General features: G+C 58.7%; 18 protein-coding genes. 12 read left to right on the top strand and 6 right to left on the bottom strand.

Annotated elements, in window-relative coordinates; translation table 11 throughout:
- Positions 1 to 213 precede the first annotated feature (213 nt).
- Positions 214 to 1,215, bottom strand: coding sequence for a glycosyl hydrolase 53 family protein (locus BN871_RS06875; protein WP_048745149.1), 1,002 nt, complete (start codon positions 1,213 to 1,215; stop codon positions 214 to 216).
- Positions 1,216 to 1,610: 395 nt separating this feature from the next.
- Between BN871_RS06875 and BN871_RS06870 the strand changes: the two genes are divergently transcribed.
- The 9 genes from BN871_RS06870 (at position 1,611) to BN871_RS06830 (ending at position 15,730) form a co-directional block, all read left to right on the top strand.
- Positions 1,611 to 3,374 carry a sensor histidine kinase gene (locus tag BN871_RS06870; protein WP_021878092.1) on the top strand — a complete coding sequence of 588 codons (1,764 nt, stop codon included), beginning with the start codon at positions 1,611 to 1,613 and terminating at the stop codon, positions 3,372 to 3,374.
- Positions 3,371 to 4,945 (top strand): response regulator, encoded by a 1,575-nt coding sequence (locus BN871_RS06865; RefSeq protein WP_021878091.1) that lies wholly within the window; start codon positions 3,371 to 3,373, stop codon positions 4,943 to 4,945. The genes BN871_RS06870 and BN871_RS06865 overlap by 4 nt, the downstream gene beginning before the upstream one ends.
- A 132-nt stretch (positions 4,946 to 5,077) precedes the next feature.
- Entirely contained in the window at positions 5,078 to 5,998 is a 921-nt protein-coding gene (locus BN871_RS06860) for a sugar ABC transporter permease (protein ID WP_048745126.1), read from the top strand.
- Between the two features lie 16 nt (positions 5,999 to 6,014).
- Positions 6,015 to 6,947: a carbohydrate ABC transporter permease gene (locus tag BN871_RS06855; RefSeq protein ID WP_157054022.1), complete on the top strand. Its 933-nt coding sequence runs from the start codon at positions 6,015 to 6,017 to the stop codon at positions 6,945 to 6,947.
- A gap of 519 nt (positions 6,948 to 7,466) precedes the next feature.
- Positions 7,467 to 9,047 (top strand): DUF3502 domain-containing protein, encoded by a 1,581-nt coding sequence (locus tag BN871_RS06850; protein ID WP_048745124.1) that lies wholly within the window; start codon positions 7,467 to 7,469, stop codon positions 9,045 to 9,047.
- 247 nt (positions 9,048 to 9,294) lie between these two features.
- Positions 9,295 to 11,322 (top strand): beta-galactosidase, encoded by a 2,028-nt coding sequence (locus tag BN871_RS06845; RefSeq protein ID WP_048745147.1) that lies wholly within the window; start codon positions 9,295 to 9,297, stop codon positions 11,320 to 11,322.
- Positions 11,323 to 11,923: 601 nt separating this feature from the next.
- Positions 11,924 to 12,628 carry a glutamine amidotransferase-related protein gene (locus BN871_RS06840; protein WP_048745123.1) on the top strand — a complete coding sequence of 235 codons (705 nt, stop codon included), beginning with the start codon at positions 11,924 to 11,926 and terminating at the stop codon, positions 12,626 to 12,628.
- Positions 12,629 to 13,199: 571 nt separating this feature from the next.
- On the top strand, positions 13,200 to 14,387 hold the full coding sequence (locus tag BN871_RS06835; protein ID WP_048745122.1) for an amino acid deaminase/aldolase: 1,188 nt from the start codon (positions 13,200 to 13,202) through the stop codon (positions 14,385 to 14,387).
- Complete coding sequence (locus BN871_RS06830) at positions 14,375 to 15,730, top strand: D-arabinono-1,4-lactone oxidase (RefSeq protein ID WP_157060234.1); 1,356 nt, start codon at positions 14,375 to 14,377, stop codon at positions 15,728 to 15,730. Before BN871_RS06835 ends, BN871_RS06830 begins: the two co-directional genes overlap by 13 nt.
- A gap of 116 nt (positions 15,731 to 15,846) precedes the next feature.
- On the opposite strand, the gene BN871_RS27535 is transcribed toward BN871_RS06830, so the two are convergent.
- Positions 15,847 to 16,101: a hypothetical protein gene (locus tag BN871_RS27535; RefSeq protein ID WP_157054024.1), complete on the bottom strand. Its 255-nt coding sequence runs from the start codon at positions 16,099 to 16,101 to the stop codon at positions 15,847 to 15,849.
- A gap of 184 nt (positions 16,102 to 16,285) precedes the next feature.
- Between BN871_RS27535 and BN871_RS06820 the strand changes: the two genes are divergently transcribed.
- Together BN871_RS06820 and BN871_RS06815 are read left to right on the top strand one after the other, a co-directional pair.
- The gene (locus tag BN871_RS06820; RefSeq protein WP_048745146.1) at positions 16,286 to 17,035 is read left to right on the top strand and encodes an ABC transporter ATP-binding protein; all 750 of its coding nucleotides are present in this window, start codon (positions 16,286 to 16,288) and stop codon (positions 17,033 to 17,035) included.
- A complete protein-coding gene (locus BN871_RS06815; protein WP_021878081.1) occupies positions 17,035 to 18,690 on the top strand; it encodes a hypothetical protein in 1,656 nt (551 codons plus the stop codon). Before BN871_RS06820 ends, BN871_RS06815 begins: the two co-directional genes overlap by 1 nt.
- 457 nt (positions 18,691 to 19,147) lie before the next feature.
- Here the strand turns inward: BN871_RS06815 and BN871_RS06810 are convergent, their stop codons facing one another.
- Both BN871_RS06810 and BN871_RS06805 read right to left on the bottom strand, forming a co-directional pair.
- Positions 19,148 to 20,599 (bottom strand): serine hydrolase, encoded by a 1,452-nt coding sequence (locus BN871_RS06810; protein WP_048745119.1) that lies wholly within the window; start codon positions 20,597 to 20,599, stop codon positions 19,148 to 19,150.
- 368 nt (positions 20,600 to 20,967) lie between these two features.
- The gene (locus tag BN871_RS06805; protein WP_048745118.1) at positions 20,968 to 21,981 is read right to left on the bottom strand and encodes an NAD(P)-dependent alcohol dehydrogenase; all 1,014 of its coding nucleotides are present in this window, start codon (positions 21,979 to 21,981) and stop codon (positions 20,968 to 20,970) included.
- 116 nt (positions 21,982 to 22,097) lie between these two features.
- Between BN871_RS06805 and BN871_RS06800 the strand changes: the two genes are divergently transcribed.
- Positions 22,098 to 22,499, top strand: a complete 402-nt coding sequence (locus tag BN871_RS06800; protein ID WP_048745117.1) for a helix-turn-helix domain-containing protein — start codon at positions 22,098 to 22,100, stop codon at positions 22,497 to 22,499.
- 74 nt (positions 22,500 to 22,573) lie between these two features.
- Here the strand turns inward: BN871_RS06800 and BN871_RS06795 are convergent, their stop codons facing one another.
- Positions 22,574 to 23,947 (bottom strand): MATE family efflux transporter, encoded by a 1,374-nt coding sequence (locus BN871_RS06795; RefSeq protein ID WP_332310181.1) that lies wholly within the window; start codon positions 23,945 to 23,947, stop codon positions 22,574 to 22,576.
- A gap of 141 nt (positions 23,948 to 24,088) precedes the next feature.
- Positions 24,089 to 25,123, bottom strand: a complete 1,035-nt coding sequence (locus BN871_RS06790) for a LacI family DNA-binding transcriptional regulator (RefSeq protein ID WP_048745116.1) — start codon at positions 25,121 to 25,123, stop codon at positions 24,089 to 24,091.
- Positions 25,124 to 25,248 lie beyond the last annotated feature (125 nt).

Below are 25,248 nucleotides of genomic sequence, written 5' to 3'. Positions count from 1 at the left end.
TGAAAGGGCCGTATACTTGGGCGGCTTTGAGCTTTGAGCTTTGAGCTTTGAGCTTTGAGCTTTGAGCTTTGAGCTTTGAGCTTTGAGCTTTGAGCTTTGAGCTTTGAGCTTTGAGCTATGAGCTATGAGCTATGAGCTATGAGCTATGAGCTATGAGCTATGAGCTATGAGTGAGCTCTGAGCTCTAAGCTCTGAGCTTATTCATTCACGTCCTTAGTTCAAAAAGCCTTCCAAGGCGACGGTCGGCTTGCCGTCCGCCTGCCAGGCGCCCTTGTTGTACCCGGAGTTGTAGCCCGGGGTCGCTTCCGGCTCCCAATAGAATACGCCGAGGCCTTTGCCTCCTGCGATATTTCTTACTTTCGTCTTGATGTCGGCGATGAAGCTTTTGGCGGCTGCCGGCTGATTGTACTCCAAGCCGATCTCCGAGATGATGACGCTCTTTCCGTATCGGCTGATCATGTCCTTGGCATTGGCGATTGTCTGGTCGACCTTGGCCTGCCAATCCGTTGCCGTCGGATACAGCGACATGCCGATGGCGTCGAAGGTCGCCCCGTTGCTGATCAGCCCGCCGATGTTCCAGACGAACAGCGCGTTGTCGTATCCGTTCGCGATGTGGACGATCGTCTTGGCGGAAGGGAAGACGCTTTTGACCGCGTTGTTGCCCGTATTGACGAGCCAGGCGTAGTTTTTCATCGAGGCGGACGCCTTTCCGTCCTCCCACAGCATGCCGTTGTTCGTCTCATTGCCGATCTGCACCCAGTCCGGCGTCACTCCCTGGGCTTTCATCGTGTTCATGACCGATACGGTATGCGACCAGACGGCATCCATCAGCTGCTGGAAGGTATACGATTTCCATGCCGCAGGCTTGGTCTGCTGGCCGGGATCCGCCCAGGAGTCGCTGTAATGGAGCGTCAGCATGACGCTCATGCCTTGAGCCTTGGCGCGGACGGCCAGGGCGGCGGCTTTGTCGGCGTTCATGTAACCGTTGCCGTAATCGCTCATGTTCGGATTCACCCACACCCGGATGCGGACGGAATTCAGGCCGTAGTCGGTCTTCAGAATGTTCAGGATATCCCGGGTCGTTCCATTTTTGTCCTTCCATTTGTATCCTTGGGCTTCCATTCCGGCTACCCAGCTGATGTCGGCACCCTTGGCGAACGCAGGCGCGGCTTCCGTACGGCCCCCGCCGTGATAGGCGAGCGGCGAGATCAGCATGACGGCAGCCAGCGCGAGACTGAGCAGCCATCCCTTGCTTTTGAAGGTCTTGCTTTTGAAGGTCTTGCTTTTGAAGGTCCATTTCATGATTCCGATTCCTCCTCTTCTGATGGGAACAACAATGGCAGCTAATGCCGGAGCCTCCTTTCACCTTGGATTGTAAGCGTTATCCATTCGGCTGACAGCTGAGCGCAGCAATGATTTCTTCACGGTTTTCAACGTTGTTTTCCGGCATCGCTCCGGAGCGGCGAGGAGAGACACTGCAGCGGACAGCCGATCCGGATATCGTGGAAAAGGTATAAGAAAGCGTTGTCTTCCTCCATGGGAATGAGGAGCCCGGCGGGTTACAATGGGGTATTGGATGACCGCAGCACGATGACCGGAGGGGAACCAGTTTGCGCAAAAAACTTCAAATGGGATCCTATATTCCCTATTCCTATAAAATGATGATTCCCTATCTGCTGCTCGTCCTGCTGACGGACGCGCTCATCGGGACGATCTCCTACCGGATGCTGGTCGACTCCCGCACGGAGATCGCCCAGACGAATATCCGGGCGGCAATGCAGCAGACGAGGAGCAGCATGAAATACCAGATGGACGAGATTACGCGCATCTCCGATACGCTGTTCGGAAGCGTTCCTTTCCAAAAGGCTTTGCAGAAGCATGGAGACGATCTGCAGACGTACTTGACGATGCTCGATGAGGTCGTGCCTCAGCTTAGAGCCCCTCTGCAGCTGTTCGGCAGCAATCTGCGCATTGTGCTCTACACGACCAATCCCGATCTCTACGAGATCGAAGGCGACGATCTGAACACGCCGATCCAGGACAGCGATTATTACGTCCTCTCCGCCGACAGGGTTGCCGGCAGCGCCTGGGCGAGCGAGGCGAGCGAAGGCGTCGGAGCCAAGTGGATGCAGGTCGACAGCGATGCCACACTGGACAACCTTTCCCATTTGACGCGGCTGATTTCCTACAATGACTATCAGACCGTCATCGGGTATATCCGCATCACGACTTCGCTGGACGAGCTGCTGGGGCGCTTCGAGGCTTTTCCCGAAGAGAAGGGGATCACGCTCCAGCTGCTGGACGACCAATCTGAAGCAGTCATGTATCAGAAAGGCGAGGCGGACGCTGCGGGAGAAAGATACCTCGCTCTCAACGAGGCGATTCCGGGAACGGGCTATTCGCTTCGCGCGCTCGTGTCTCAGGAGTACCTGCAGGAGGACGCCAAGCGGCTGCGCCTGCTCATCCTCGGCGTCTGCTCCGCGAGCTTCGCGGTCATGGCGCTGATCGGGCTGCTCGTGGCGCGGCTGTCGGGACGCAAGATGCGGAAGATCGTGACGCTGCTCCAGTCTTTCCAGGACGGCAGCTTCGAGAAGCGGATCCGCTTCGGCGGCCGCGACGAATTCGTTCAGATCGCGCAGGCGTTCAACAGCATGGCCTCCCACATCAAGGAGCTGATCAACAGCGTGTACGTCCAGGGGCTGAGCCGCAAGCAGGCCGAGCTGGAAGCCCTGCAGGCGCAGATCAATCCCCATTTCCTCTACAACACTCTCTCCACGATCAGCAGCCTTGCCAATATGGGACAGGCCAAGGAAGTGACGGAGATGGTCAAGGGGCTGTCGCGCTTTTACCGGCTGTCCTTGAATGGAGGCAAAGTATATATTCCGCTCGGACTTGAGCTGGAGCAGATCCAAACTTATTTGGACATTCAGAGAGTGAAGTATGCGGATTCCTTCACGGTCTATACGGATATCGAAGAGGGCATCCGGGACCTGCAGGTGATGAAGCTCATTTTGCAGCCGTTCGTGGAAAATATATTCAAGCATGCCTGGTTCGGAGATTCCATCGGGATTCTCATCAGCGGCCGGGTAATCGGCGGGATGCTGGAGCTCAAAATCATCGACAACGGCATCGGGATGAGGCCGGATACGCTTCGGGCAATCATGTCCGGACCGAACCGGAACGAAGGCGGCTACGGAATCCGCAACGTCGATGAACGGATCAAGCTCCGCTACGGCCCGGAATATGGGGTCGATGCGGCCAGCATTTATGGAGCAGGCACGACTGTGCGGATCTTGCTTCCGGCGGATTCGGACTTTGCGGAGGAACAGGACGGGGCCGGACTGCAGCCGGCGGACAGGAGGACGACAGCGTGACAGGCGATATCAGCATATTGCTCGTGGATGATGAAAAGGTCGATCTCGAATGGCTGCGGCGGAGAATCGCCGCGAGCGGGCTTCCGGTCGAGATCGCCGGAACGGTGAACAGCGGCTTTGCCGCCATGGAGTTTTTGGAGCGGCGGCCGGTCGACATCATCCTGTCGGATATCCGGATGCCGATCATGTCGGGAGTTGAATTCGCCCGCAAGGCCAAGGATAAAATTCCGGACGCCAAGGTCGTTTTCATCAGCGGCCATGAGGACTTCCGGTATGCCAAGGAAGCTCTCCGGCTCGGAGCTTCCGGCTACCTGCTCAAGCCGGTCGACGACGAAGAGCTGCTCGGCATGTTATCAGGACTGTGCGCCGGAATCGAGCGGGAGCGGCAGACGACCCGCAGCGTATCGGAAGCGCTGACGATGGCTTCCAGGGAATGGCTGCTGCGCTGGCTTGCCGGCGACGCGGAGCCTTCCGCCCAGGAGCATCTGCGTCCCCACATCGCGCCGCTTGTTCCGTCGCGCGCAGCCGCTGCCCTGATCGAGTTCGACGATCTGGAGCTCAAGACCCGCCATCTGCCGGATGCCGGCCGCAAGGAGCTGACCGAGGCAATCATCGCCTTCATCGGCACCTACGTGAGGGAGAAAAGAATGGGGCTGCTCGTCTCCGGCCTGCCGGGAGGCAGGGCTCTGCTGCTGCGCTCAACGGCCGGCGCGTCTGACGGAGCGGAGCTGCAGCAGCTGGTCGATGCCGTAGCCGCGGCATATCCGCTGACGGTGACGATCGGCTGCGGCACGGCGGCGGAGCGCTGGGAAGAGCTGCCCGTCTCCTACCGGGAAGCCCAGGCGGCTCTCAGCGCCAAGTGGCTGCTCGGCAAGAACCGTGTCATCACGGAGGATCCCGCTCTGCATGGAGATGCGGAGGCGACCGTGCAGCTGGACCGGATCGTGGAGCGGATGCTGGAGGCGATTCTCCAGTACGATCTGGTCGGCATCGACAACGGCCTGATGGAGCTGTTCGGCATGCCGGGACAGCAGCGCAGCGACGCCTATCAGCTCATTATCCGCATGACTTCCAAGCTGCATGCCGATCTCAAGGCGATGAACGAGAATCTGTACGAGCTGCTGAGATGGGAAAGCCATGAGCCTTCCGTCCTGTTTCAGTTCGAGACGGTAAGCGATGTGCTGTCCTGGCTGCGCAAGCGTCTCTTCGAGCTGTCGGAGCTGCTGCTGCTCAAGAGCCGGCGCCACAACCGCAAGCTGATCGAGGACATCATCGGCTATGTGGAGGAGAGGCTCGAGCAGCGGGTGACGCTGAAGGAAACGGCGGCGCGCTTCAATTTCACTCCGAACTATCTTGGCCATCTGTTCAAGGAGGAGACCGGCCAGCCGTTCAGCGAGTTTCTGCTGGAGCGCAAGCTGGCGCGGACCTGCTCCCTGCTGCAGGATCCTTCCCTTAAAATCTATGAAATCGCGGACCGGATGGGCTACAAGAATATCGTGTATTTCAACCGGCAGTTCAAGCAATCCACCGGCATGTCGCCTGGCGAATACCGGAAGAAGCAGCAAATCTGAGAGCCGGCCCCGGCTCTCCGCCTCGTGAACATCGTGGAAAAAGTATCGGTTTTAGTTGTTCCCCGCACTGACGGGCTCTCGATCCGAAGTCCTATACTAAAGGCATAAGGACATCGAGAGAGGGGAGAAGACATGAATCGAAGCGGCTTTTTGGGCGACGTCCTCAAATACCGGACGCTGCTGCTGATGCTGCTGCCGGGCGTCCTGTTTTTCATTCTGTTCGCCTACATTCCAATGGCCGGAATCGTGCTGGCCTTCAAGCAGTTCAACTACGCCGGAGGCGTATTCGGAAGCCCTTGGAACGGGCTGGACAACTTCCGCTTCTTCTTTGAATCCGGCGATGCCTGGCGGGTGACGCGCAACACGGCGCTGTACAATATCGCGTTCATCATCGTGAACAACGTGCTGCAGATCGCCGCCGCCATCCTGCTGTTCGAAGCGGCCAGACCGTGGTTCCGCAAGATTTTCCAGACGATGCTGTTCCTGCCTTACTTCATCTCCTGGGTCGTCGTCGGGGCGATCGCCTACAATCTGTTCAACTACGATTACGGCACGCTCAACGTGGTGCTGAAGGCGCTGGGCATGCAGCCGCTGGACGTGTACAACACCGCGTCGTATTGGCCGCTGCTGCTCGTGCTCATCTCGGCATGGAAAGCGCTGGGATACGGCTCGGTCATGTATTTGGCGGCGATCACCGGCATGGATAGGGAAATGTACGAGGCGGCGGAGATCGACGGAGCGAACATCTTCCAGCGGATGCTGCATATCACGATTCCGAACCTGTATCCGACCGTCATCATCCTCGTGCTGCTGGCCGTAGGCAACATCTTCCGCGGCGACTTCGGAATGTTCTACAACATGGTCGGCAACAACGGAATCCTGTTCTCCTCCACGGATGTCATCGACACGTACGTGTTCCGCTCCCTGACGACGAACAACGATATCGGCATGTCATCCGCCGCCGGCTTCTACCAATCCATTCTGGGCTTCGTCACGATCCTGCTGGCCAACTATGCCGTGCGCCGGTATGACAAAGACCGGGCGCTGTTCTAAGGGGGAGATGTCAAACATGCAAGCTCAAGCACAGCCAGCAGCCGCTTCCGCCGGCAAGAAGGCAGGCAAGATCAAAGGCGACCTGCTGCTGTTCCAACTGATCGGCTATGCCGTTCTTGGAGTCATGTCCGCCATCTGCCTGCTGCCGTTCCTGCTCGTCCTCTCCTCCTCGCTCACAAGCGAAAGCTCCATCATCGAGAACGGCTTCCAGCTGCTGCCCTCGGTGTTCTCGGGCGAGGCTTACCGCATCCTCTTCACGTATCCGGAGCAGATGCTCCGCGCATACGGGGTGACGATCGGCGTAACGGCGATCGGAACGCTGCTGGGATTGTTTCTGACTTCCATGACGGCGTACGTGCTGTCGCGCAAGGACTTCAAGTGGCGGGGGTCGTTTTCCTTCTTCTTTTTCTTCACGACGCTGTTCAGCGGCGGACTCGTGCCTTGGTACCTGCTCGTCGTGAACTACCTGCATCTGAAGGATACGCTCATCGTGCTCATTCTTCCGATGCTGCTCAACGTGTTCTACATCATCGTCATGAAGTCGTTCATGAACGGCATTCCGGAGGCGATCGTGGAGTCGGCCAAAATGGACGGAGCGGGGGATTTCCTCATCTACGCGAGGCTGATCCTGCCGCTGGCCAAGCCGGCTCTGGCGACGATCGGACTGTTCATCGCGCTCGGCTACTGGAACGACTGGTACAACGCGCTGCTGTTCGTCTCGAACGAAAACCTCATGCCGCTCCAGTACTATCTGTACAAGATGCTGGGGAATATGGACGGGATGCGCAAGGCTCTCATCAGCTCCGGCGCGGTCGTGAACACGAGCATCCCGACCGAGAGCCTCAAGATGGCGATGACGGTCGTGGCGATCGGCCCGATTCTGCTCGCTTATCCGTTCATCCAGCGCTATTTCGTGCAGGGGCTGACGATCGGGTCGGTGAAGGGCTGACTCCAATGTGGCAATGCGGCAATGGGGCAGATCAAGTACTCCGAAAAACGAATGTGGCAATGCGGCAGATCAAATACTCCGAAAAACGAATGGCTCTTCCAATCGCTGTTGAAGTCCGGATTTCTTGATTTCTATCCCCTTAATGGGGAAATCCGGCCTTCAAATGCGAACGCTCCGCTTTTCCAGAGCTCATTCGCCTTTCTACGTATTATCCGCCTGCACGAAGCTCCGTCTTCTTTTACTCGGAGGGAGAAGCCTGGTTAGCTTCGCTTTGCCAGAAGTTTCGTCCATCTACGTATTATCCGCCTGCACGAAGCTCCGCCTCCTTTACTAGGAGGGAGAAACCCTGGACAGCTTCACTCTGCCAGAAGATTCGTCCTTTCTACGTATTATCCGCCTGTACGAAGCTCCGCCTCCTTTACTAGGAGGGAGAAGCCCGACAGCTTCGCTTTGCCGAAGTTTCGTCCATCCGCCTGCATGAAGGCCAAAATCATCCATCCACTCATAGGGGGAAAAACCATGAAAGCCAAAAAATCGCTTCTGCTGCCGATGGCGGCGCTGCTCTCCATGTCCGCGGTGCTGGCAGCCTGCGGAGGAAACAACAATAACGCAGCATCCAATACGGGAACGCCGGCGGTCAACTCATCCGCTGCGCCGACAAACGCAACCGCTTCCAACGAGCCCGACACCTCCAAGGAGGTCAAGCTGAAAATGCTGCTCGTCGGCGGGAAGCCGGCCGACTATGACAAAGTATTCGGCGAGCTGAACAAGAAGCTCAAGGAGCGCATCAATGCGACGGTCGAGGCGGAATTCCTCGACTGGTCCGACTGGAACCAGAAGTACCCGCTGAAGTTCGCGGCCAACGAAGACTTCGACCTTGTCTATACGGCTAACTGGGCTTATTACAACGACCAGGCGCTGAAAGGCGGCTTCCTGGAGCTTACAGAGGACATGCTGAACAAGTATGCGCCGCAGACGGTGAAGAACATGCCTCCGGTTTCCTTCGACCAGGCGAAGGTGAACGGCAAGCTGTTCATGGTGCCGAACAACAACGTTGAAGTGAATGACAAGGTCATCCTCTACCGAGAGGATCTGCGCAAGAAATACAATCTGCCGGAGATCAACAGCCTTGAATCCTACGCAACGTATTTGAAGGCGATCGCCGCCAACGAAAAAGGCATGCTCGCCTACGGCGCCAAAGCAGGCGACGGCTGGAAATGGCATGAGATGGACCAGGCGACGCTGGAGCAGCACAACGACTGGAACCTGGTCGACATGACGCTGCCGCTCGCGTATAAGATGGACGATGCCTCCGGCAAGATCTTCAACATTTACGATACGCCCGAGTTCAAGCAGCTGCTGACTTACTACAAGGATCTCTCCGACAGCGGCGTCTGGTCCAAAAACGTCGTCAGCAACAAAAACGACGTCTGGCAGGATATCAAAGCCGGCAAGGTCGCTTCCTACGCTGCGCAAAATCTGGGCACCGCAGGCTCCAACCTCGCCGAGATGCGCCGGGACAACCCGTCCCTGGAGGTCGCCATCGCGGACATCACGCCGGACAAGAAAAAAATCGCGGCCATCTCGACGCAGAACGGCATGGCGATCCATGCGACATCCAAAAATCCGGAGCGCTCGCTCATGCTGATCGACCTGCTGCAAAACGACAAGGAAATCCATGATCTCACGATGTACGGCATCAGCGGCACGAACTATGTGCCGGAAGGCGACGACAAGTACAGCGCCGGCCCCGCCGCAGCGAACTACACCGGCTTCTCCAACTGGGGCTGGAACTCGCAGCTGAACCGGAGCGACTCCTCGTATCCGAAGGAAGCGGACGATATTTTCGAGAAATGGCAGTCCAGCATCTATCACTTCCCGCTGGAAACGTTCGTCTTCGACGATGCCAAGGTGAAGACGGAAGTAGCCAGCATCAGCAACGTCATGCTGCGCTATTCGATTCCGCTGGAATACGGTCTGGTCAAGGACCTGGACAAAGGCCAGGCCGATCTGATCAAGCAGTTGAAGGCAGCCGGCATCGAGAAGGTCATGACGGAAATGCAAGCCCAAGTGGACGCGTTCCTGACCCAGCAAAAATAAGCCAAGCGGGAGGAGACCCTGTCGTCTTCTCCCGTTTGCATCGGTTTGAAACCATCGCGGACTGCCGGCCGTGCTTGAGCTTCGCTTCTCTCTATGAGGGAGGAAATCTTCGAAATCGGCACTCCGAATTCCGATTTCATTGCAGCCGCCAAGACAAGGCGGCGAAGCTTCCATTATTTCATTTCATCAAGGAGTGGTAACGTTGATTCCAAAACATCCCCCCGTCAGCAGCAAGCTGCCTGTGCTCATGCATGGAGCCGACTACAACCCCGATCAATGGCTCCATGATCCGGAAGTGCTGGAGGAGGACATCCGGCTGATGAAGCTGGCCGGCTGCAACGTCATGTCGGTCGGCATCTTTGCCTGGGCGGCACTGGAGCCGGAGGAAGGACGGTTCGAATTCGGCTGGCTCGATGATCTGCTCGACCGCTTTGCGGCGAATGGAATCTACGCTTGGCTCGCGACGCCGAGCGGCGCCCGTCCCGCCTGGATGTCGCAGAAGTACCCCGAGGTGCTGCGCACCGGCGCGAACCGGGTGCGCAATCTGCACGGCATGCGGCATAACCATTGCTACAGCTCCCCGGTCTATCGGGAGAAGGTGGCGATCATGAACGGCAAGCTGGCGGAGAGATACGGCCATCATCCGGCTGTCGTCGGCTGGCATATCTCCAACGAATACGGAGGCGAATGCCACTGCGGGTACTGCCAGGACGCCTTCCGCGCTTGGGTGAAGGACAAGTACGGCACGCTCGACAAGCTCAATGCGGCTTGGTGGGCGACCTTCTGGAGCCATACGTACACGAGCTGGGAGCAGGTGGAGTCCCCGGCGCCGCATGGCGAGAACATGGTGCATGGCCATAACCTGGACTGGCGGAGGTTCGTGACGGACCGGACGACGGATTTTTGCAAGCATGAAATGGCGCCTCTGCGCTCCGTCAATCCAGAGCTTCCCTGCACGACCAATATGATGGACCTGTTCTACGATCTGGATTACCGCAAGCTGGCCGAGGCCATCGATGTCATCTCGTGGGATGCCTACCCGATGTGGCATAAGGAGGCTTCGGATGCGCATATGGCCGCCTGGTTCTCCTTCAACCACGACCTGTTCCGCTCGCTGAAAAAGAAGCCTTTCCTGCTCATGGAGAGCACGCCGAGCCTGACGAACTGGCAGCCGGTGAGCAAGCTGAAGCGTCCCGGCATGCATCGGCTCAGCTCGCTGCAGGCGGTCGCGCACGGAGCGGATTCGGTGCAGTATTTCCAGTGGCGCAAAAGCCGGGGCTCCAGCGAGAAGTTTCACGGCGCGGTCGTGGACCATGTCGGGCATGAGCATACACGCGTGTTCCAGGACGTGGCCGGGCTCGGCGCCGAGCTGGCCGGACTGGCGGATGTAGTCGGGACGGATGTGCCCGCCGAGGTGGCTATCCTGTTCGACTGGGACAACCGCTGGGCGGTGAACGATGCCCAAGGTCCGCGCAACGGCGGCCTGCGTTACGAGGATACGGTCGTGCAGCATTATCGCGCCTTGTGGGAGCTCGGCGTTCCGGCGGATGTGGTCGGCTCGGAGGATGATCTGAGCGGCTACAAGCTGCTGATCGTGCCGATGGCTTACCTGCTGCGGGAAGAAGCGGGACGGAAGATCGAAGCGTTCGTACGCGGAGGCGGCACGGCGGCCATCACCTATTGGAGCGGCGTCGTCGACGAGCATGACCTGTGCTATCTGACCGGCTTCCCGGGTCCGCTGCGCGAGACGGCGGGCATTTGGGCGGAAGAGATCGAAGGGCTTCACGAAGGGGACCGCAACGCTCTCGTCATGCGGGACGGCAACGCGCTGGGACTTGGCGGCTCGCATGAAGTGCATGAGCTGTGCGAGCTGATCCATGCCGAGGGAGCCGAAGTGCTTGCCGTATACGGCGACGATTTCTACGCCGGCAGGCCGGCTCTGACCGTGAACGCCTTCGGTTCCGGCAAAGCCTACTATTTGGCCGCGAGAGTGAAGGACGATGAATTCTACCGCGCCTACTATGAGCGGCTTGTCGAGGAGAGCGGGGCTAAGCGCGCCGTGAGGGCGTTGCTGCCGGCGGGTGTGACGGCCCAGCTGCGCTGCGGCGGAGGCAAGGAGTTCGTGTTCCTGCTTAATTTCTCAGCCAAGGAAGCGGTCGTGCGGCTGGAGGAAAGCGAGACGGGATGGTCGGACTCCTCGACGGGGGAAGCGGCTGCAGGAGAGATCTTCCTGCCCATCAACGGCGCGAGCATTTTGGTGAGGGAGATCGGGTAGAGGATTAATTATAGCGAAGAGAGCAGAACAGAGAGCAGAAGAGAGAGCAGAAGAGAGCAGAAGAGAGCAGAAGAGAGCAAAAGAGAGCAAAAGAGAGCAGAAGAGAGCAGAAACGGCAAAGCTTTGGCCGTTTCTGCTTTTTTATGCCGAGATACCAATTTGCAGGGCATTGGGACGGGAGACCGCGGAGCGGCGAAGCAAGAGCTGCTTGAAGCCGCACAGAACGGGAGCCGCGCAGATCCGGAATCGCACAGATCGGGAATCCGCCTGAACGTCAGCAGGAATAAGTTGAGGGCAGAGCCATTTTATAGATCGGCGCAATTGGAACCCGATCGAGCCGGGATAAAAAACAGAATCCGAGGCCGTCAGCGTTCGGTTTCCAACACCGATCTTGCAGGAACCAATCCTTAAGCTTGGAAACGTCGAAGCTCCTTTCTTCCGGGCTTTGTGGTGAGTTGGGATAAACCTTCTCGGACATGATCCGGGAAAAGAGGGAATCTGCTGCAGCGATCCGCAGCTTCCTTCCCGTTTACCTGATTGCATCATTCGCTTTATACTTGAATTCCGTAGGATGAATCTTATCTGCGGAAGAGGTGCGGGGATGAACGAAATCAAAATAGCTCTGGTCGGCGATTATAATGAGGAAGTTGTTGCTCATGGGGCGATACCCCAAGCGCTGCGGCTGTCTGCTGGAACCATCGGAGCCGCCGTGGACCCGGAGTGGATTCCGACGGATGATTTGCAGGCAGTTGAAATCGGAGATGTTCTAGCGAATTATCAAGGCATCTGGATCACTCCAGGCAGTCCTTACCGGAGCATGCAGGGCGCATTGAACGCGATCCGGCATGCCCGGGAGCATTCCATTCCGCTTATTGGCAGCTGCGGAGGCTTCCAGCACATGGTCATCGAGTTCGCCCGCAACCGGCTAGGGATGGCCTCCGCGGACCATGCGGAGGAAAATCCGGATGCCGATGTGCTGATGGTCGCTCCGCTGGCCTGCTCGGTGAGCAACCAGTCTCACCGGTTCAAGCTGGCCGCAGGCTCCAGGGTGGAGGATATTTATGGCCGCGGCGAGATTTCCGAGCCTTACGGCATCTGCAATTACGGTCCCAACCCTTTCTATATCGACAGGCTGGAAGCGGCGGGCTTCCAGGTGTCCGGAACCGATCTGAACGGGGAAATCCGCATCATGGAATTGATCGGCCATCCCTTTTTTATAGGAACCTTGTTCCAACCGGAGCGTTCCGCCTTGCAGGGGCTTGTCCATCCGCTCATCACGGAATTTATCCGCAGCGTTGTTGAATAAGATGGCATGGATGGATAAAGCCGCATGGATTAAAGCCGCACAAGAATTGGATCGCCCGGCTAGATCGAATATCCGGCAGGATGGATTAAAGCCGCACAAGAATTGGATGGCCCGGCTAGATCGACTGTTCGGCAGAATCCAATTACAACCACAGAAGCTTCGCCGCCTGCCATGCAGGACGAGCGAAGCTTCTTTTTGTGAGATAGGACGGGATGGTTGCCCGTATCGGACATACGATCCGTTATTTTCGATCCTATCCCGAATATTCACTGGGTATCGGACATACGATCCGCTAGTTTAGGTCGATGACTCCATTTTGGGAGCAAATCCGTGAAATAGCGGAATTCATGTCCGTTAAATTTTTTTGAATGTACAAATTCATGGAAATAGCGGAACCAATGTCCGTTAGGTTGATCCGTGGGGAAGAAAATCAAGACGAAGCGATTTTTCTGTTGAATGCGTATTTACAGAATCTTCCGAGGGGTCTAGGATTTAACTGTAGGAATAATGGCTCGCATCGCCACGGGTTCAAATCATGGCCGAATCTTGCACCGCGGAGCGGAGGGCTGGAATGGACAGGTACGCGTATTACAAAAGCCTATTTGAATCGCTTCCGAAGCCGTCCGCCTTCGTCGATCTGGATCTGCTGGACGCCAATGCGGCGGCCATCGCCCGGGAAGCCGGGGACAAGAAGGTGAGAATCGCCAGCAAGTCGATCCGCTGCGTCGAGGTGCTGCGGCGGATCCTCCGCTCCAGCCCGGTCTACCAGGGCATCATGTGCTTCACCGCCGCGGAAGCGGCTTACCTCGTCCGGGAAGGCTTCGACGATCTGCTGCTCGGCTATCCGCAGTGGGAGCCGGAGGAGATCGGGAATCTGATTACGATGGCGGGGGAGGGCCGGTCCATTACGTTCATGGTCGACTGCCGGGAGCATGCCGAACGAATCGGCAAGCTGGCTGCAGAGCGGAGCCTGCAGGCATCGGTCTGCATCGATCTGGATATGTCCGTAAGCTATCCTGGCCTCCACTTCGGAGTCAGGCGCTCTCCGCTGGCCGGATGGGAAGCGATGAGGCCGCTCGCCGAGAGCATCCTTGCGTCTCCTTGGCTGAAGCTGGAAGGCCTCATGGGCTACGAAGCCCAAATTGCGGGCGTGGGCGACAACGTTCCGGGAAGCGGGCTGAAGAATGCCCTGATCCGGCAGCTGAAGCGGCGTTCGATCCGGGAGGTCGCCAGGCGCAGGAGAGAGGCTGTCGAGGGCTTGCAGAGCCTCGGAGCCCGGCTGCGCTTCGTCAACGCCGGAGGCACCGGCAGCATGGCAAGCTCCCGCACGGAGGCGGTCGTGACGGAGATTACGGCGGGATCGGGCTTTTATTCGCCGGGTTTGTTCGACAACTACGAAGGCTTCAGCTACCAGCCGGCGGCGGGATACGCAGTCGAGGTCGTGCGGCGGCCTGGACCCGGCATCGTCACCTGCATGGGCGGGGGTTATACGGCTTCCGGACCGGCCGGAAAGGATAAGCTGGCAAAGCCGTATTTGCCGGAGGGACTCCGGCTGCTTCCGCTGGAGGCGGCGGGGGAAGTGCAGACGCCGCTGACGGGATCGGCGGCGGAGCGTCTGTCCATCGGGGATCCGGTCTTTTTCCGGCATGCCAAGGCAGGGGAGTTGTGCGAGCGGTTCAAGGTTTTGCACGCGGTGTCGCAAGGCAACATTGTGGGGGAATACGCCACTTATCGCGGAGCGGGGGAATGTTTCTTATGAAGACAGCGTCATCGCCATGGTCCAACTGGTCGGGCAGCGTTCAGGCGTCTCCGCGGACCGTCCTTTATCCGGAGTCGGTCGAAGCGGTCGCAGAAGCCGTTATGATGTGCCGCCGGGAAGGGAGGAAGCTGCGTACGGTCGGCTCCGGCCACTCCTTCACGCCGATCGCGGCCTCCGATGATGTGCTTCTGTCGCTGGACCGCATGCAGGGACTCGTTTCCATCGATGTCGATGCCTCCACCGCCGTCGTCTGGGCGGGCACGAAGCTGAAGAGGCTCGGAATCATGCTGCATGAGCATGGCTTCGCCCAGGAGAATCTCGGCGACATCGACGTCCAGTCCATCGCGGGAGCCATTTCGACGGGAACGCACGGCACCGGCAAGGAGTTCGGCAGTCTGTCGACGCAGGTGCTCGGCTTGACGGTAGTAACGGGGACGGGAGAGGTTTTGGAGTGCACGCCGGAATCCCATCCGCTGCACTTCAAGGCGCTTCAAGTATCGGTCGGCTTGCTCGGCGTCATCGTTCAGGTGAAGCTGCGCCTGCAGCCTGCGTACAAAATGGAGTATGTCAGCCGCAAGCTCCCGCTTGGAGAAGCGCTGGAGCAGCTGCCCGCCTTGAGTGCGGACAACCGGCACTTCGAATTCTTTTGGTTCCCCTATGCGGATCCGTGCCAGATCAAGGTGATGAACCTGACCGACAAGGAAATCACGAACAGCCCGATCAAGGACTATATCAGCGATGTGCTGATCGAAAATACGTTTTTCGGCTTCGTGTCGGAGCTTTGCCGCAAGCGGCCTCGAGTCAGCGCTTCCGTCAGCCGTTTCTCGGCCTCCCAGGTCCCGGTCGGCCGCAAGGTCAATTACAGCCACCGCCTGTTCTCGACGGAGCGCTCGGTCCGCTTTGTGGAGATGGAATACAATCTGCCTGCGGAAGCGATGGCTTCCGCAATCCGGGAGATGAGGGAGGAGATGGAGCGTCTCCGTTACGACGTTCATTTTCCTGTGGAATGCCGCTACGCCAAAGGCGACGACATCTGGCTGAGCCCGGCATACGGGAGAGACTCCGCCTATATCGCCGTCCATATGTACAAAGGCATGCCGCATGAAGCGTACTTCCGGGCGATGGAAGCCATTTTCCTGCGGCATGGCGGCAGGCCTCACTGGGGCAAGATGCATTTCCTGGATGGAGACAGACTGAGAGAGCTCTATCCGCGTTGGAGTTCATTCCTGGCGGTGCGAGAGGAGCTGGATCCGGACGGCATTTTTCTGAACGGCCATATGGAGAAGCTGTTCGGGCCGGGCGACGGCGAGGCGGGAGCGGCCGATCATGCCATTCAGGCGTGAGGCGGCTTGCCTCCGCCGCCGGTCCGGCGCGTCTGCAGCCGATGCATGAGGCGGCTCGCTCCCATCATCGGAGAAAAAATCGGCTTTAAAGGAAGCGGGGTGCCCGCAATGAGCCTTTACCGCAGCTGCAATGGATTGCAGCGGCTCTGTACCCCGCTCTTTTTCTTATGATTATGCTGAATGGCGGGCGGCTGGGCAGCTATGGCTATCTTTTCGCCGTATCGATCCTCTTCTGTTTTTTTATGGAAAAGCCCGACATACGTCCTCCTATCCGGCTTGCTCGTATTCGCAGTCATGGCTCCGCTGTATTTCGCTCTCATTGCGGAGGAAACGCAAAGAGCCGCCAACATGAAGGGCGGCTTCCCTTTCATCCTTTTGTCCTATCTCCTGTATTTCTTGTTTCCGCAGCTCATCGCAGTGTCTGTCTGCAATGGCCTGATCGCCATCCTGAGGCGCAGATGCAAGCGAAATCTTCACTGATAATTTCCCGAAAGGCGGTTGATTGCATTGGCCAAGGAGCTTGGAGAAGCCGTCATCCGTCTGCAGGACGTGCGGATGAATTACGGCAACAAATTTGTGTTGAAGGGCATCGACCTGGAAGTCTATCCCGGCCAGATCATCGGGTATATCGGCCCCAACGGCGCGGGCAAAAGCACGACGGTCAAGCTGATGCTCGGACTTGAAACCGGGTACGGCGGTACGATCGAGGTGCTTGGACATAATCTGGCGGACGGTTCGGCGGCCTACAAAGGACGCATCGGCTATGTCCCCGAAACGGCTGAAATCTACGATACGCTCAGCGCAAGGGAATACCTGACCTTCTGCGGCGAGCTGTACGGACTGAAGCCGGAGGACGCTGAATACAAGGGAGCCAAGCTGATGCGTCTCTTCGGGATGGAAGAGGTGTACGATTCCCGGATCGATTCGTATTCCAAAGGAATGAGGCAGAAGGTGATGCTCGTCGCCAGCCTGCTCCACAATCCTGATCTGCTGTTTCTGGACGAGCCGCTCAGCGGACTGGACGCAAACAGCGTCATGATCGTCAAGGAGATTCTCGCTCAGCTTGCCGCCGAAGGCAAGACGATCTTCTATTCCTCGCATATCATGGACGTCGTGGAGAAGATCAGCAGCCGCATCGTCCTCCTGCACGAAGGATATATCGCCGCGGACGGAAGCTTCGCCGAGCTCAAGGCTCAGGGAGCGGAAGGATCGCTGGAGCAGATCTTCAACGATCTGACGGGCTTCACCGAGCATGCGGGAATCGCCGCAAGGTTCGTCCAGGCGGTTCAAGAGGACTATCGCTGATGGAAGTCTTCGTATTGAAGCTGCTGGACCGATTCAGCGGCATGTTCCGCCGTGCAGGCATCGACTACCGGGCGCTGCGCACGATCGTAAGGATTAAGCTGACGATGGACGGGCGCAAGCCGAACGGCGTCCTGGAAGCGATAGGAAAATCCAGGAAGCCTTCCGCGGACAAGCCGGAGAAGTCGCCGTTTGCCGTCAACTGGCTGTACGTCCTGATGAGCCTGGCGATGATTCCCTTTCTTTTTCTGAACGATATTTTGGCCGGCATGAGCTTCGTGTTCACGCTGCTGATGTTTTTCCAGGGGACGGCGATGATATCCGATTTCTCTTCGGTCATGCTGGATACCCGGGACCGGCCGATCCTGAGGACGAAGCCGGTAGACGGACGCACGCTCGGGATGGCCAAAACGGTCCATATCATCGTCTATCTCTTCCTGCTCACCGCTTCTCTGGTCACGCTTCCGCTGGTCGCGGCATTCATCTTCAAGGGAGCGGCAGCAGGGCTTGTGTTCCTGCTTGAAATCATGCTTGTGACCGGACTGGACATTTCCCTCACGGCGGCTGTCTATTATGCCGTGCTTCGTCTATGGGACGGAGAGCGGCTCAAGGATATGATCAACTACATCCAGATCGTGCTGGCGATCGGACTGATGATCGGATACCAGATCATGATCCGCATGTTCGATTTCTCTGCCCTGGGAGCCGGCTTCGAGCCGGGAGGATGGTGGCTGCTGGCGCCGCCTGTCTGGTTCGGCGCTCCGTTCCGGCTGCTCCAGGGAGGCGGCGGCATCGCGTACGTCTTTGCCGCCTGCGCCTTGCTTCTTCCGCTGCTGTCCATGCTGCTGTATGTCCGCATGCTGCCGCAATTCGAGCAGCAGGTCCAGAAGCTGACGCAAGGAGGAGGAGCAGGCAAGCGCAGATCGGCGTTTCGCCCGCTTGAGCTTATCGGCGACCTGCTGATCCGAAGTCCCCGGGAGCGGGCGTTCTACCGGTTCGCCTGCGCCATGATGGGCAAGGAAAGAGAGTTCAAGCTGAAGGTCTATCCGTCCGTGGGCTTTTCCATGGTCGTCCCGTTCATTTTCATGGCGAGCCAGCTCAAGGAAGGGCTGGACAGCTTGTCCGCCGTCTGGGGATTGATGCTGTACGGAACCGGACTTGCGATTCCAACGCTCTTGACGCTTCTGTCCTTCTCCTCCCGCCATAAGGCGGCCTGGATCTACTCGACTTCTCCGATGGGGGAGTCGGGGGCCGTCCACCGCGGCGCGGTGCTTGCCAGCCTGATCAAGCTGTTCCTTCCCGTATTCGCCGTTGCCGCGGTTGTTTTTCTGCTGCTGTTCGGCAAGGCTTTTGTTCCCGATCTCATTGCCGTCTTCCTCTCGCTGCTGCTGTTCACCGTCGTCTGCTACCTCATCCTTCCGCGCAAGCTGCCGTTTTCGGAGCCGTTTCCGGCGGGAAGCTCCAGCCAGAACGGCTTGCAGGTTTTCCTCCTCCTCGTCATTTTGACGGCGTTCGGGGGAATCCACTTCGGAATCCGTGCGGCAGGATGGCCGTATTCCGTATGGATATTTTCCGCCGTGCTGATCGGCTTGAATTGCGTGGCGTGGAAATACGGATTCCGCGGCAGCTCTGACGTCAAGGCCGCATCCGCGGACTAAGCCGTCCGGCGTCAGCCATTCTCTTCCTCCTCCTGCATGACAGGCCGGTGCCGGGATTGCACGATGGCATGCTGCATTCTACAGCGGATTGCTGGACGAGTTTCTGGAGGGGCAATCATGACCTGTACGCGCAGACGAGGGCCGAGGTGCGAGCCTATCCGGCCAGCAGCGTGCCGGGATGAATGCCTGTCTGGACGATATCGGGCCGAAGGAAAAATGGAACAGGCGATCGGAAAGGGAGTGGACAGTGTCATCGCCAATGATCCTCCCCTGTAAACAAGAGAAAAAGCCCCGCTGCGGAACGATTTCCGCAGCGGGGCTTTTTCGGATTGAGGCGACTTGTCATCATCCTATTCCTTCGATTGTGGTGCTAAAGGGACATGCGGACGGGCTGAACGGGCGGATTTATCGCTGTGTTCGCAGCCGCCGGCTGGAGCCGAGCGGCTGTGCGCTCAACTCAGGCAATCGCAGCTGCATGTCCGGTCATCTTCAGCACCTTGCCAGGCTCCCAGGCGACGTTGGCCGAGAACTGAAGCTCGAGAGCTTCCCCGTCCAGCCGGCATTCGAAAGCATATGTGAACGGCGTCTGCACGTGCATCATTTCAATGCGCAGCGTCTCGGAATCCTTCCACGTGAAGCTGCCTTCCACGCGCTGCTCTGCGCCTTGCAAGAGGCTTTCGATCCGAACCCGACTGGATTCCCACCTGCCGCGCCCCAACCGAATGGCTTGATCTCCGAAGCGGTCGCTGCCGATGACGAGTTCGGCGCCTTGGTCCGTGAAGCGCAGCGCAATCGTTCCAAGCCCCAGCTCGTTCGCCTCCAAATGATAGATCCTTCCTTCCAGCTTCGCTTCATTCGGAGAGGAAGGCTCTGCCTGCGACGGGTCGATCCGGAGATCCTTCAGCCGCCCGGCGAGCTCAGCCTGCACCGCTGCTTCCGGCTCCAGGCTGCTGCCGGACAGGGCAGGCAGCAGCTTGTCCCATACGATGTCCAGCACGGCTTGCATATCGGCTACTCCGGAAGTGACAGCGAGCACCGCCTCCTGCTCCGGCATGACGATGCAATACTGGCCGAATGCGCCGTCGCCCCGGTAGGCGCCGTGACGGCTGCGCCAGAACTGATAGCCGTAGCCTTGCGTCCAGTCGTTGGCGCGGCCGTCGTCGTTGCTGATCTGGAAGCTCGTCGCCTTCTCGACCCAGGCTGCCGGCAATATTTGCTCGCCTTCCCATTCCCCGCGCTGCAAATACAGCTGGCCGAACTTGGCGATGTCCTCGGTCGTCAAGTTCAGGCCCCAGCCGCCGGCCGCGATTCCGCGCGGACATGTTTCCCACGTTCCTTCCGACAGGCCGAGCGGAGCGAACAGACGCGGCTTCAGATACGCGAGCAGCGGCTGGCCGGTGACCTGTTGAAGAATGGCGGCGAGCATGTAGGTCGCTGCGCTGTTATAGGCGAAGTGTGTCCCGGGGGCGTATTCGACCGGCTCCCGCAGAAACCCTTTGACCCAGTTGTCGTCCTTCTGCACGCTGCCGGTCACGTCGGCGGCATGCCCCGTCCCCATCATCAGCAGATGGCGGATCTCCATCGCGGCGAGGTTGTCCGACACCGTGTCGGGCACTTCGTTCGGAAAGAAGCCGATGACCGGATCGTTGACCGACAGCAGTCCTTCCGCTTCCGCAAGTCCGATCGCAGTCGACGTGAAGCTTTTGCTGAGCGAGAACAGCATATGCGGGTATTCCGGCCGATACGGCGCCCACCAGCCTTCTGCGGCCACCTGCCCGCGCCGAAGCAGCATGAAGCTGTGCAGCTCCACTTGTTGTTCCCGGACGGCGTCCAGGAATCCGATGATTGCCGATGACGAAACGCCTAGTGCTTCTGGTGTCGTTCTTGGCAGGCGAGCTTGATTTTCCATGATCCGATTCCTCCCGAATGGAAATGATATAAGATTGGCGTGCAGGATGAAGACGCTTTCAAACCGTTATGGAAAGCCTCGTGCTGGGCAAGATGTCTCGTATTTGCGGGTCCTAGCAAGAATGGTATCGCAATTGGATAATCGTGTAAAGCGGACGAGGGGAACGAATAAGCACCGGTCGGAAAGCAGCGCGGCTATCGTTTCTTATCTAAGAAACGAACAGCAAAAAGAAGCCGCCGGGAAGATCCCGTCCCGAACGGCCGCTTCTTGCCCGACATGCTCACAATGCCGATCCTGTCGTGCCGATGCCGCTTTCAAATTACGAGGCAAGAATAAGCTCTTCATCTGCCGTCTCCGGCATATCCGTCTTAGAATTTGATGGCGATCTTGCCGAAATAGGAGCCCTCGGCCAGATGCCGCAGCGCTTCATGCGCCTGCTCGAAAGGGAATACCCTGTCGATGGCCGGACGAAGCCCGCTGGCGGCGATCGCGCGGTTCATCGCCTCGAAATGCTCGCGGCTGCCGACATTGATGGCCTGCAGACGCGCCCTGCGCAGGATGGCGGGCACGAGTTCCAGTCCATCCACCTTGCCGCCGGAGAGCAGGCCGACGATGCTGATCCGTCCGCCGACCCGCAGCGCGGAGATGGAGCGGTTGAGCGTGGAGGAGCCTCCGACATCGACGATATGGTCGGCTCCGCGGCCGTCCGTCAGCTCCAGCACAGCCTGATCCCAATCGGGATTTCGCCTGTAGTTGATTCCGTGGTCGGCTCCCAGCTCCAGAGCCCGCTCCAGCTTCTCATCGCTGCCTGATGTGGCGATGACGACGGCTCCCAGCAGCTTGGCGAATTGGAGGGCGAACAGAGAGACGCCGCCGGTTCCCTGCACGACGACGGTGTCGCCTGCTTTCACTCCGCCTTCCACGACGACGGCCTGCCACGCCGTGACGCCTGCGCATGGAAGGGCGGCCGCTTCCACGTCGGACAGATGCTCGGGAACATGCACAAGTCCCTTCTCCGGAAGCACGACGTACTCGGCGAGCATGCCGTTCAATGGACTTCCGAGCGTGCTGCTCCAGTTATCCCGCGTCGGCTCTCCGGAAATCCAGCTTTGGGTGAAGATGCCCGCTGCCCGGTCGCCGAGCTTGAAGGCGGATACGCCCGTTCCGAGCGCCGCCACCTCGCCGACGCCGTCGGATACCGGGATGAGCGGAAGCTGGACATCCGGATTATAGGCGCCTTCAATGACGCCGATATCCCTGGAATTGAGGGTGGCGGCCTTGATTTTGATCAGAACCTCTCCGGGTCCGGCCGACGGGAGCCCGCGTTCCGCCGCATGCAGGTGCTGCAGTCCGAAGCCTCCTTGGATTTCATAGGTTTTCATGATACGGTCGCTCCTTTTGAATGGGAATAGACATACCATAAGGCAAGAAATAAAATGAAGAAAGTAGGCACTTTAAAGTGTACTGGGAACAAAAAAGTGCATGGGAGGCGAAGATTATGGCAACGGAGAGTCCCAACCAGGTCAAGCAGCCCGACATTTCCGTCACGGCCTGCTCGTACAGCAAGGTGCTGGAGATCATCGCGAGCAAATGGTCCGCGCTGGTCATCCATGCTCTGGAAGAAGGAAGCGTCCGTTACGGGGAAATGGGCAGGAGGATCGAGGGCATTTCCAAGAAAATGCTCACTCAGACGCTGCGGCAGCTGGAACGGGACGGGTTGGTCCGCCGGGAACTGGAGCCGTCGATTCCTCCGGTGGTCTCCTATGAGCTGACGGCTCTCGGCCAGACGATGCTCCTGCCCATGCAGGAGCTCAAGAAATGGACCCGGGAGCATTATTCGTCGGTTGAGCTGGCGCGGCGAAATTACGATCGCCTCCATTCGGCCGATGCGGATCATTGACGCCTCCGGTGGACATCAAAAAGCGGCAGCCGGGACGATATCGTCCTGAACTGCAGCTTTTGTTCATGCAACAATCAAGCCCGCGACGCAGCCGCGGCCAGCCTGCCCGGCTTCTGGATATGCCGCAGGCGGACCGCAAAGCCGATCGTGGCGAACGTGAGGCCGGCGGTGATGCCGACCCAGAAGCCGTATGGCCCGAGCTCCGTCCATCTCGCCAAGCCGTAGCCGAGGGGGATGCCGACGATCCAGTAGGAGACGAACGCGACTACGAACGGAATTGTCACATCCTTGTACCCGCGCAGGGCTCCCTGAAGGGAAGCCTGCGAGCTGTCGGACAGCTGGAACAGGATCGCGAACAGCAGGAAGGTGACCATCATGGAGGCGACCTCCGGTTCCTGGGTATACAGATTCGCGACCGTCGAGCGGAAGAAGTAGAGAAGGACCGCTACTGTTCCCATCAAGCCGACAGCGAGGCTGACGCCGAGCATCGCGTACTGGCGGGCATGCTTCTGCCGGCCGGCTCCGGCTTCATAGGCGACCATGATGGTGAGCGCCATGGAGATGCTGAGCGGAACCATGAACAGCAGCGACGAGAAGTTGAGTGTCGCCTGATGGGCCGCGATGGCTACCGTGCTGAACATGCCGCCCATGAGCAGCGTGACGACCGAGAAGATGCTCGCCTCGAAGAAGGTGGACAGTCCCATCGGCACGCCGATGCCGAGCAGCTCCTTCCAAGCTTTCCAGGATGGAGCGTACCAGCGCACGAACATCCGGTGGATCCGCAGCGCCTCCATCCGGAACGTCATCCAGACGCTGACGCCGAACACGAACCAATAGGTGATTCCGGTCGCGTACCCGGAGCCGACTCCGCCGAGCCGGGGCAGGCCGAAGTGGCCGAAGATGAGACCGTAGTTCAGAAGGGCATTCAGCGGAATGGCGGTCAGCATGATCGCCATCGTCAGCCGGGTATAACCTTGCGCCTCCCAGAAGTAACGGAGCACATAGCTGCCGAACAGCGGCACGAGCCCGATGGAGAGCCCGATCAGATACTGCTTGGCGATGCGATGGACCTCGGCGTCCAGCCCCATCAGGCCGAGCACGGGCTCGACGGCGAAGAAGCCGGCGATCGCGATAAGGACGGTCATCAGCAGCGACAAGTACAGCGACTGGACGACGGGCCGGGAAATGCCGTCCGATTGGCCGCGGCCCATCATCTGGCTGATGATCGGCGTGACGGCGAACAGGATGGAGTTCATCCCGGTCATGATCGGCATGAACAGGCTGGAGCCGACGGCGACGCCGGCCAGGTCGTTCGTGCCGGCCCGTCCGGACATCATCGTATCGAGCACGCTCATGGCCGTGTAGCTGACCTGCGTAATGACAATCGGTCCGAGAATGGTCAGGAAGAGAAGAATTTTGCCGCGAAGGGTTGGAGCATGGTGCATCATAGCGATTCGTAACCTCCGATGGAGCCTTGCGACACGGGGGCGTATGTTGCCGAAACCAACTTAACAGCCTGGTGGAAAAGTGTCTGCTCATAAAAATAGACCTGCCATGGAAAGGCAGGTCTTTGTATTGTACCACATCGATCAGGATTTGGGGCTGATCCAGTGCATGGAAGATTCCCGGGCGATGAGGCGATGCGGGACGATGGTCCTGCGGCGCTCCTGCGGCTGCCCTTTGAGCGCGCCGACCAACGCTTGCGCGGCCGTGTATCCAAGCTGGTAGACGCCGATGTCGACGGAGCTGACCGGCGGCGAGGATACCGGCGACATCGGGTTGTTGTTGAAGCCGAAAATAGCCATGTCCTGAGGCACGTTGTAGCCGAGCTCGCTGAGCGAGCTCAGGATGCCGAACGCGACGAGATCGTCCATGACGACGAGCGCGGTCGGCCGCTCGGGAGTGCCCATGAGCATGGACATGACGCGGTAGCCGTCATCCTTGAGCTTGGAGGCTTCGATATGGTACCAGTCGGGACGGGGCTCGATTCCGGCCTCTTGCATGGCGGAGCGGTAGCCCTCGAACCGGTCGGACGATACGACCATCTCCAGCGGCCCCCCGACAAAGCCGATCCGCGTGTGGCCTTGCTGCAGCAGATGCCTGGTGACGTCATAGGCGGCTTGCCGGTTGTCGTTGTCCACGGTCATGATGTCGGGGAATTCAGGCGTGCGCCCGATCAGGACGAACGGGAACTTCTCCTCGTGAAGGAAGCGGACGACCGCGTCCTTGTTGCGCGATTGCAGCAGGATGATGCCGTCGACCCGCCTGCCCTTGACCAGCTTGGTCACGGCCTCGACTTCCTCGCATTCCGTCATGCCCGTCTTGAGCAGCAGATCGTAGCCGGAGCGGTTCGCCTGGCTGAGAATTCCGCGTGTAACCTCCGGGAAGAAGATGTCGAGGAAGGCTTCGTCGGCATTGCGGGGAAGCAGCAATCCGATCGTCATGGTCGTCCGGGAGACGAGGTTTTTGGCCATGGCGTTCGGATGATAGCCCAGCTCCTCCATGATTTCCTTGACCTTTTTCGACGTCGCTGCGCTTATTCTCGTGCTGCCGGATATGACCCTCGATACGGTCGAAGGCGACACTCCGGCTGCTTTGGCCACATCAATGATCGTTATGTTCATTATCTTGTCACCTGCGCAAACGTTTGTGTGTGAGGATCAAGCAAATTGTAAGCGTGAAGCAAAGAAAATGCAAGCCGGGTTCTCCCTGGCAGAGGTGCATGGTTATCCCCTCTACAGCAATTTCG

This window comes from Paenibacillus sp. P22 (assembly GCF_000469945.2).
GTDB classification, from domain to species: Bacteria; Bacillota; Bacilli; order Paenibacillales; family Paenibacillaceae; genus Paenibacillus_O; species Paenibacillus_O humicus.
The sequence above is the reverse complement of the archived record's forward strand: the minus strand, read 5'-3'. Positions and strand labels throughout refer to the sequence as shown.

What these genes read in the sequence shown, in the direction of transcription:
- BN871_RS06875 (WP_048745149.1), bottom strand. Translation starts at nt 1,215, where the DNA reads ATGCTGATCTCGCCGCTCGCCTATCACGGCGGGGGCCGTACGGAAGCC.
- BN871_RS06860 (WP_048745126.1), top strand. Translation starts at nt 5,078, where the DNA reads ATGAATCGAAGCGGCTTTTTGGGCGACGTCCTCAAATACCGGACGCTG.
- BN871_RS06855 (WP_157054022.1), top strand. Translation starts at nt 6,015, where the DNA reads ATGCAAGCTCAAGCACAGCCAGCAGCCGCTTCCGCCGGCAAGAAGGCA.
- BN871_RS06850 (WP_048745124.1), top strand. Translation starts at nt 7,467, where the DNA reads ATGAAAGCCAAAAAATCGCTTCTGCTGCCGATGGCGGCGCTGCTCTCC.
- BN871_RS06845 (WP_048745147.1), top strand. Translation starts at nt 9,295, where the DNA reads ATGCATGGAGCCGACTACAACCCCGATCAATGGCTCCATGATCCGGAA.
- BN871_RS06840 (WP_048745123.1), top strand. Translation starts at nt 11,924, where the DNA reads ATGAACGAAATCAAAATAGCTCTGGTCGGCGATTATAATGAGGAAGTT.
- BN871_RS06835 (WP_048745122.1), top strand. Translation starts at nt 13,200, where the DNA reads ATGGACAGGTACGCGTATTACAAAAGCCTATTTGAATCGCTTCCGAAG.
- BN871_RS06830 (WP_157060234.1), top strand. Translation starts at nt 14,375, where the DNA reads ATGTTTCTTATGAAGACAGCGTCATCGCCATGGTCCAACTGGTCGGGC.
- BN871_RS27535 (WP_157054024.1), bottom strand. Translation starts at nt 16,101, where the DNA reads ATGAAAGGGAAGCCGCCCTTCATGTTGGCGGCTCTTTGCGTTTCCTCC.
- BN871_RS06820 (WP_048745146.1), top strand. Translation starts at nt 16,286, where the DNA reads ATGAATTACGGCAACAAATTTGTGTTGAAGGGCATCGACCTGGAAGTC.
- BN871_RS06815 (WP_021878081.1), top strand. Translation starts at nt 17,035, where the DNA reads ATGGAAGTCTTCGTATTGAAGCTGCTGGACCGATTCAGCGGCATGTTC.
- BN871_RS06810 (WP_048745119.1), bottom strand. Translation starts at nt 20,599, where the DNA reads ATGGAAAATCAAGCTCGCCTGCCAAGAACGACACCAGAAGCACTAGGC.
- BN871_RS06805 (WP_048745118.1), bottom strand. Translation starts at nt 21,981, where the DNA reads ATGAAAACCTATGAAATCCAAGGAGGCTTCGGACTGCAGCACCTGCAT.
- BN871_RS06800 (WP_048745117.1), top strand. Translation starts at nt 22,098, where the DNA reads ATGGCAACGGAGAGTCCCAACCAGGTCAAGCAGCCCGACATTTCCGTC.
- BN871_RS06795 (WP_332310181.1), bottom strand. Translation starts at nt 23,947, where the DNA reads ATGATGCACCATGCTCCAACCCTTCGCGGCAAAATTCTTCTCTTCCTG.
- BN871_RS06790 (WP_048745116.1), bottom strand. Translation starts at nt 25,123, where the DNA reads ATGAACATAACGATCATTGATGTGGCCAAAGCAGCCGGAGTGTCGCCT.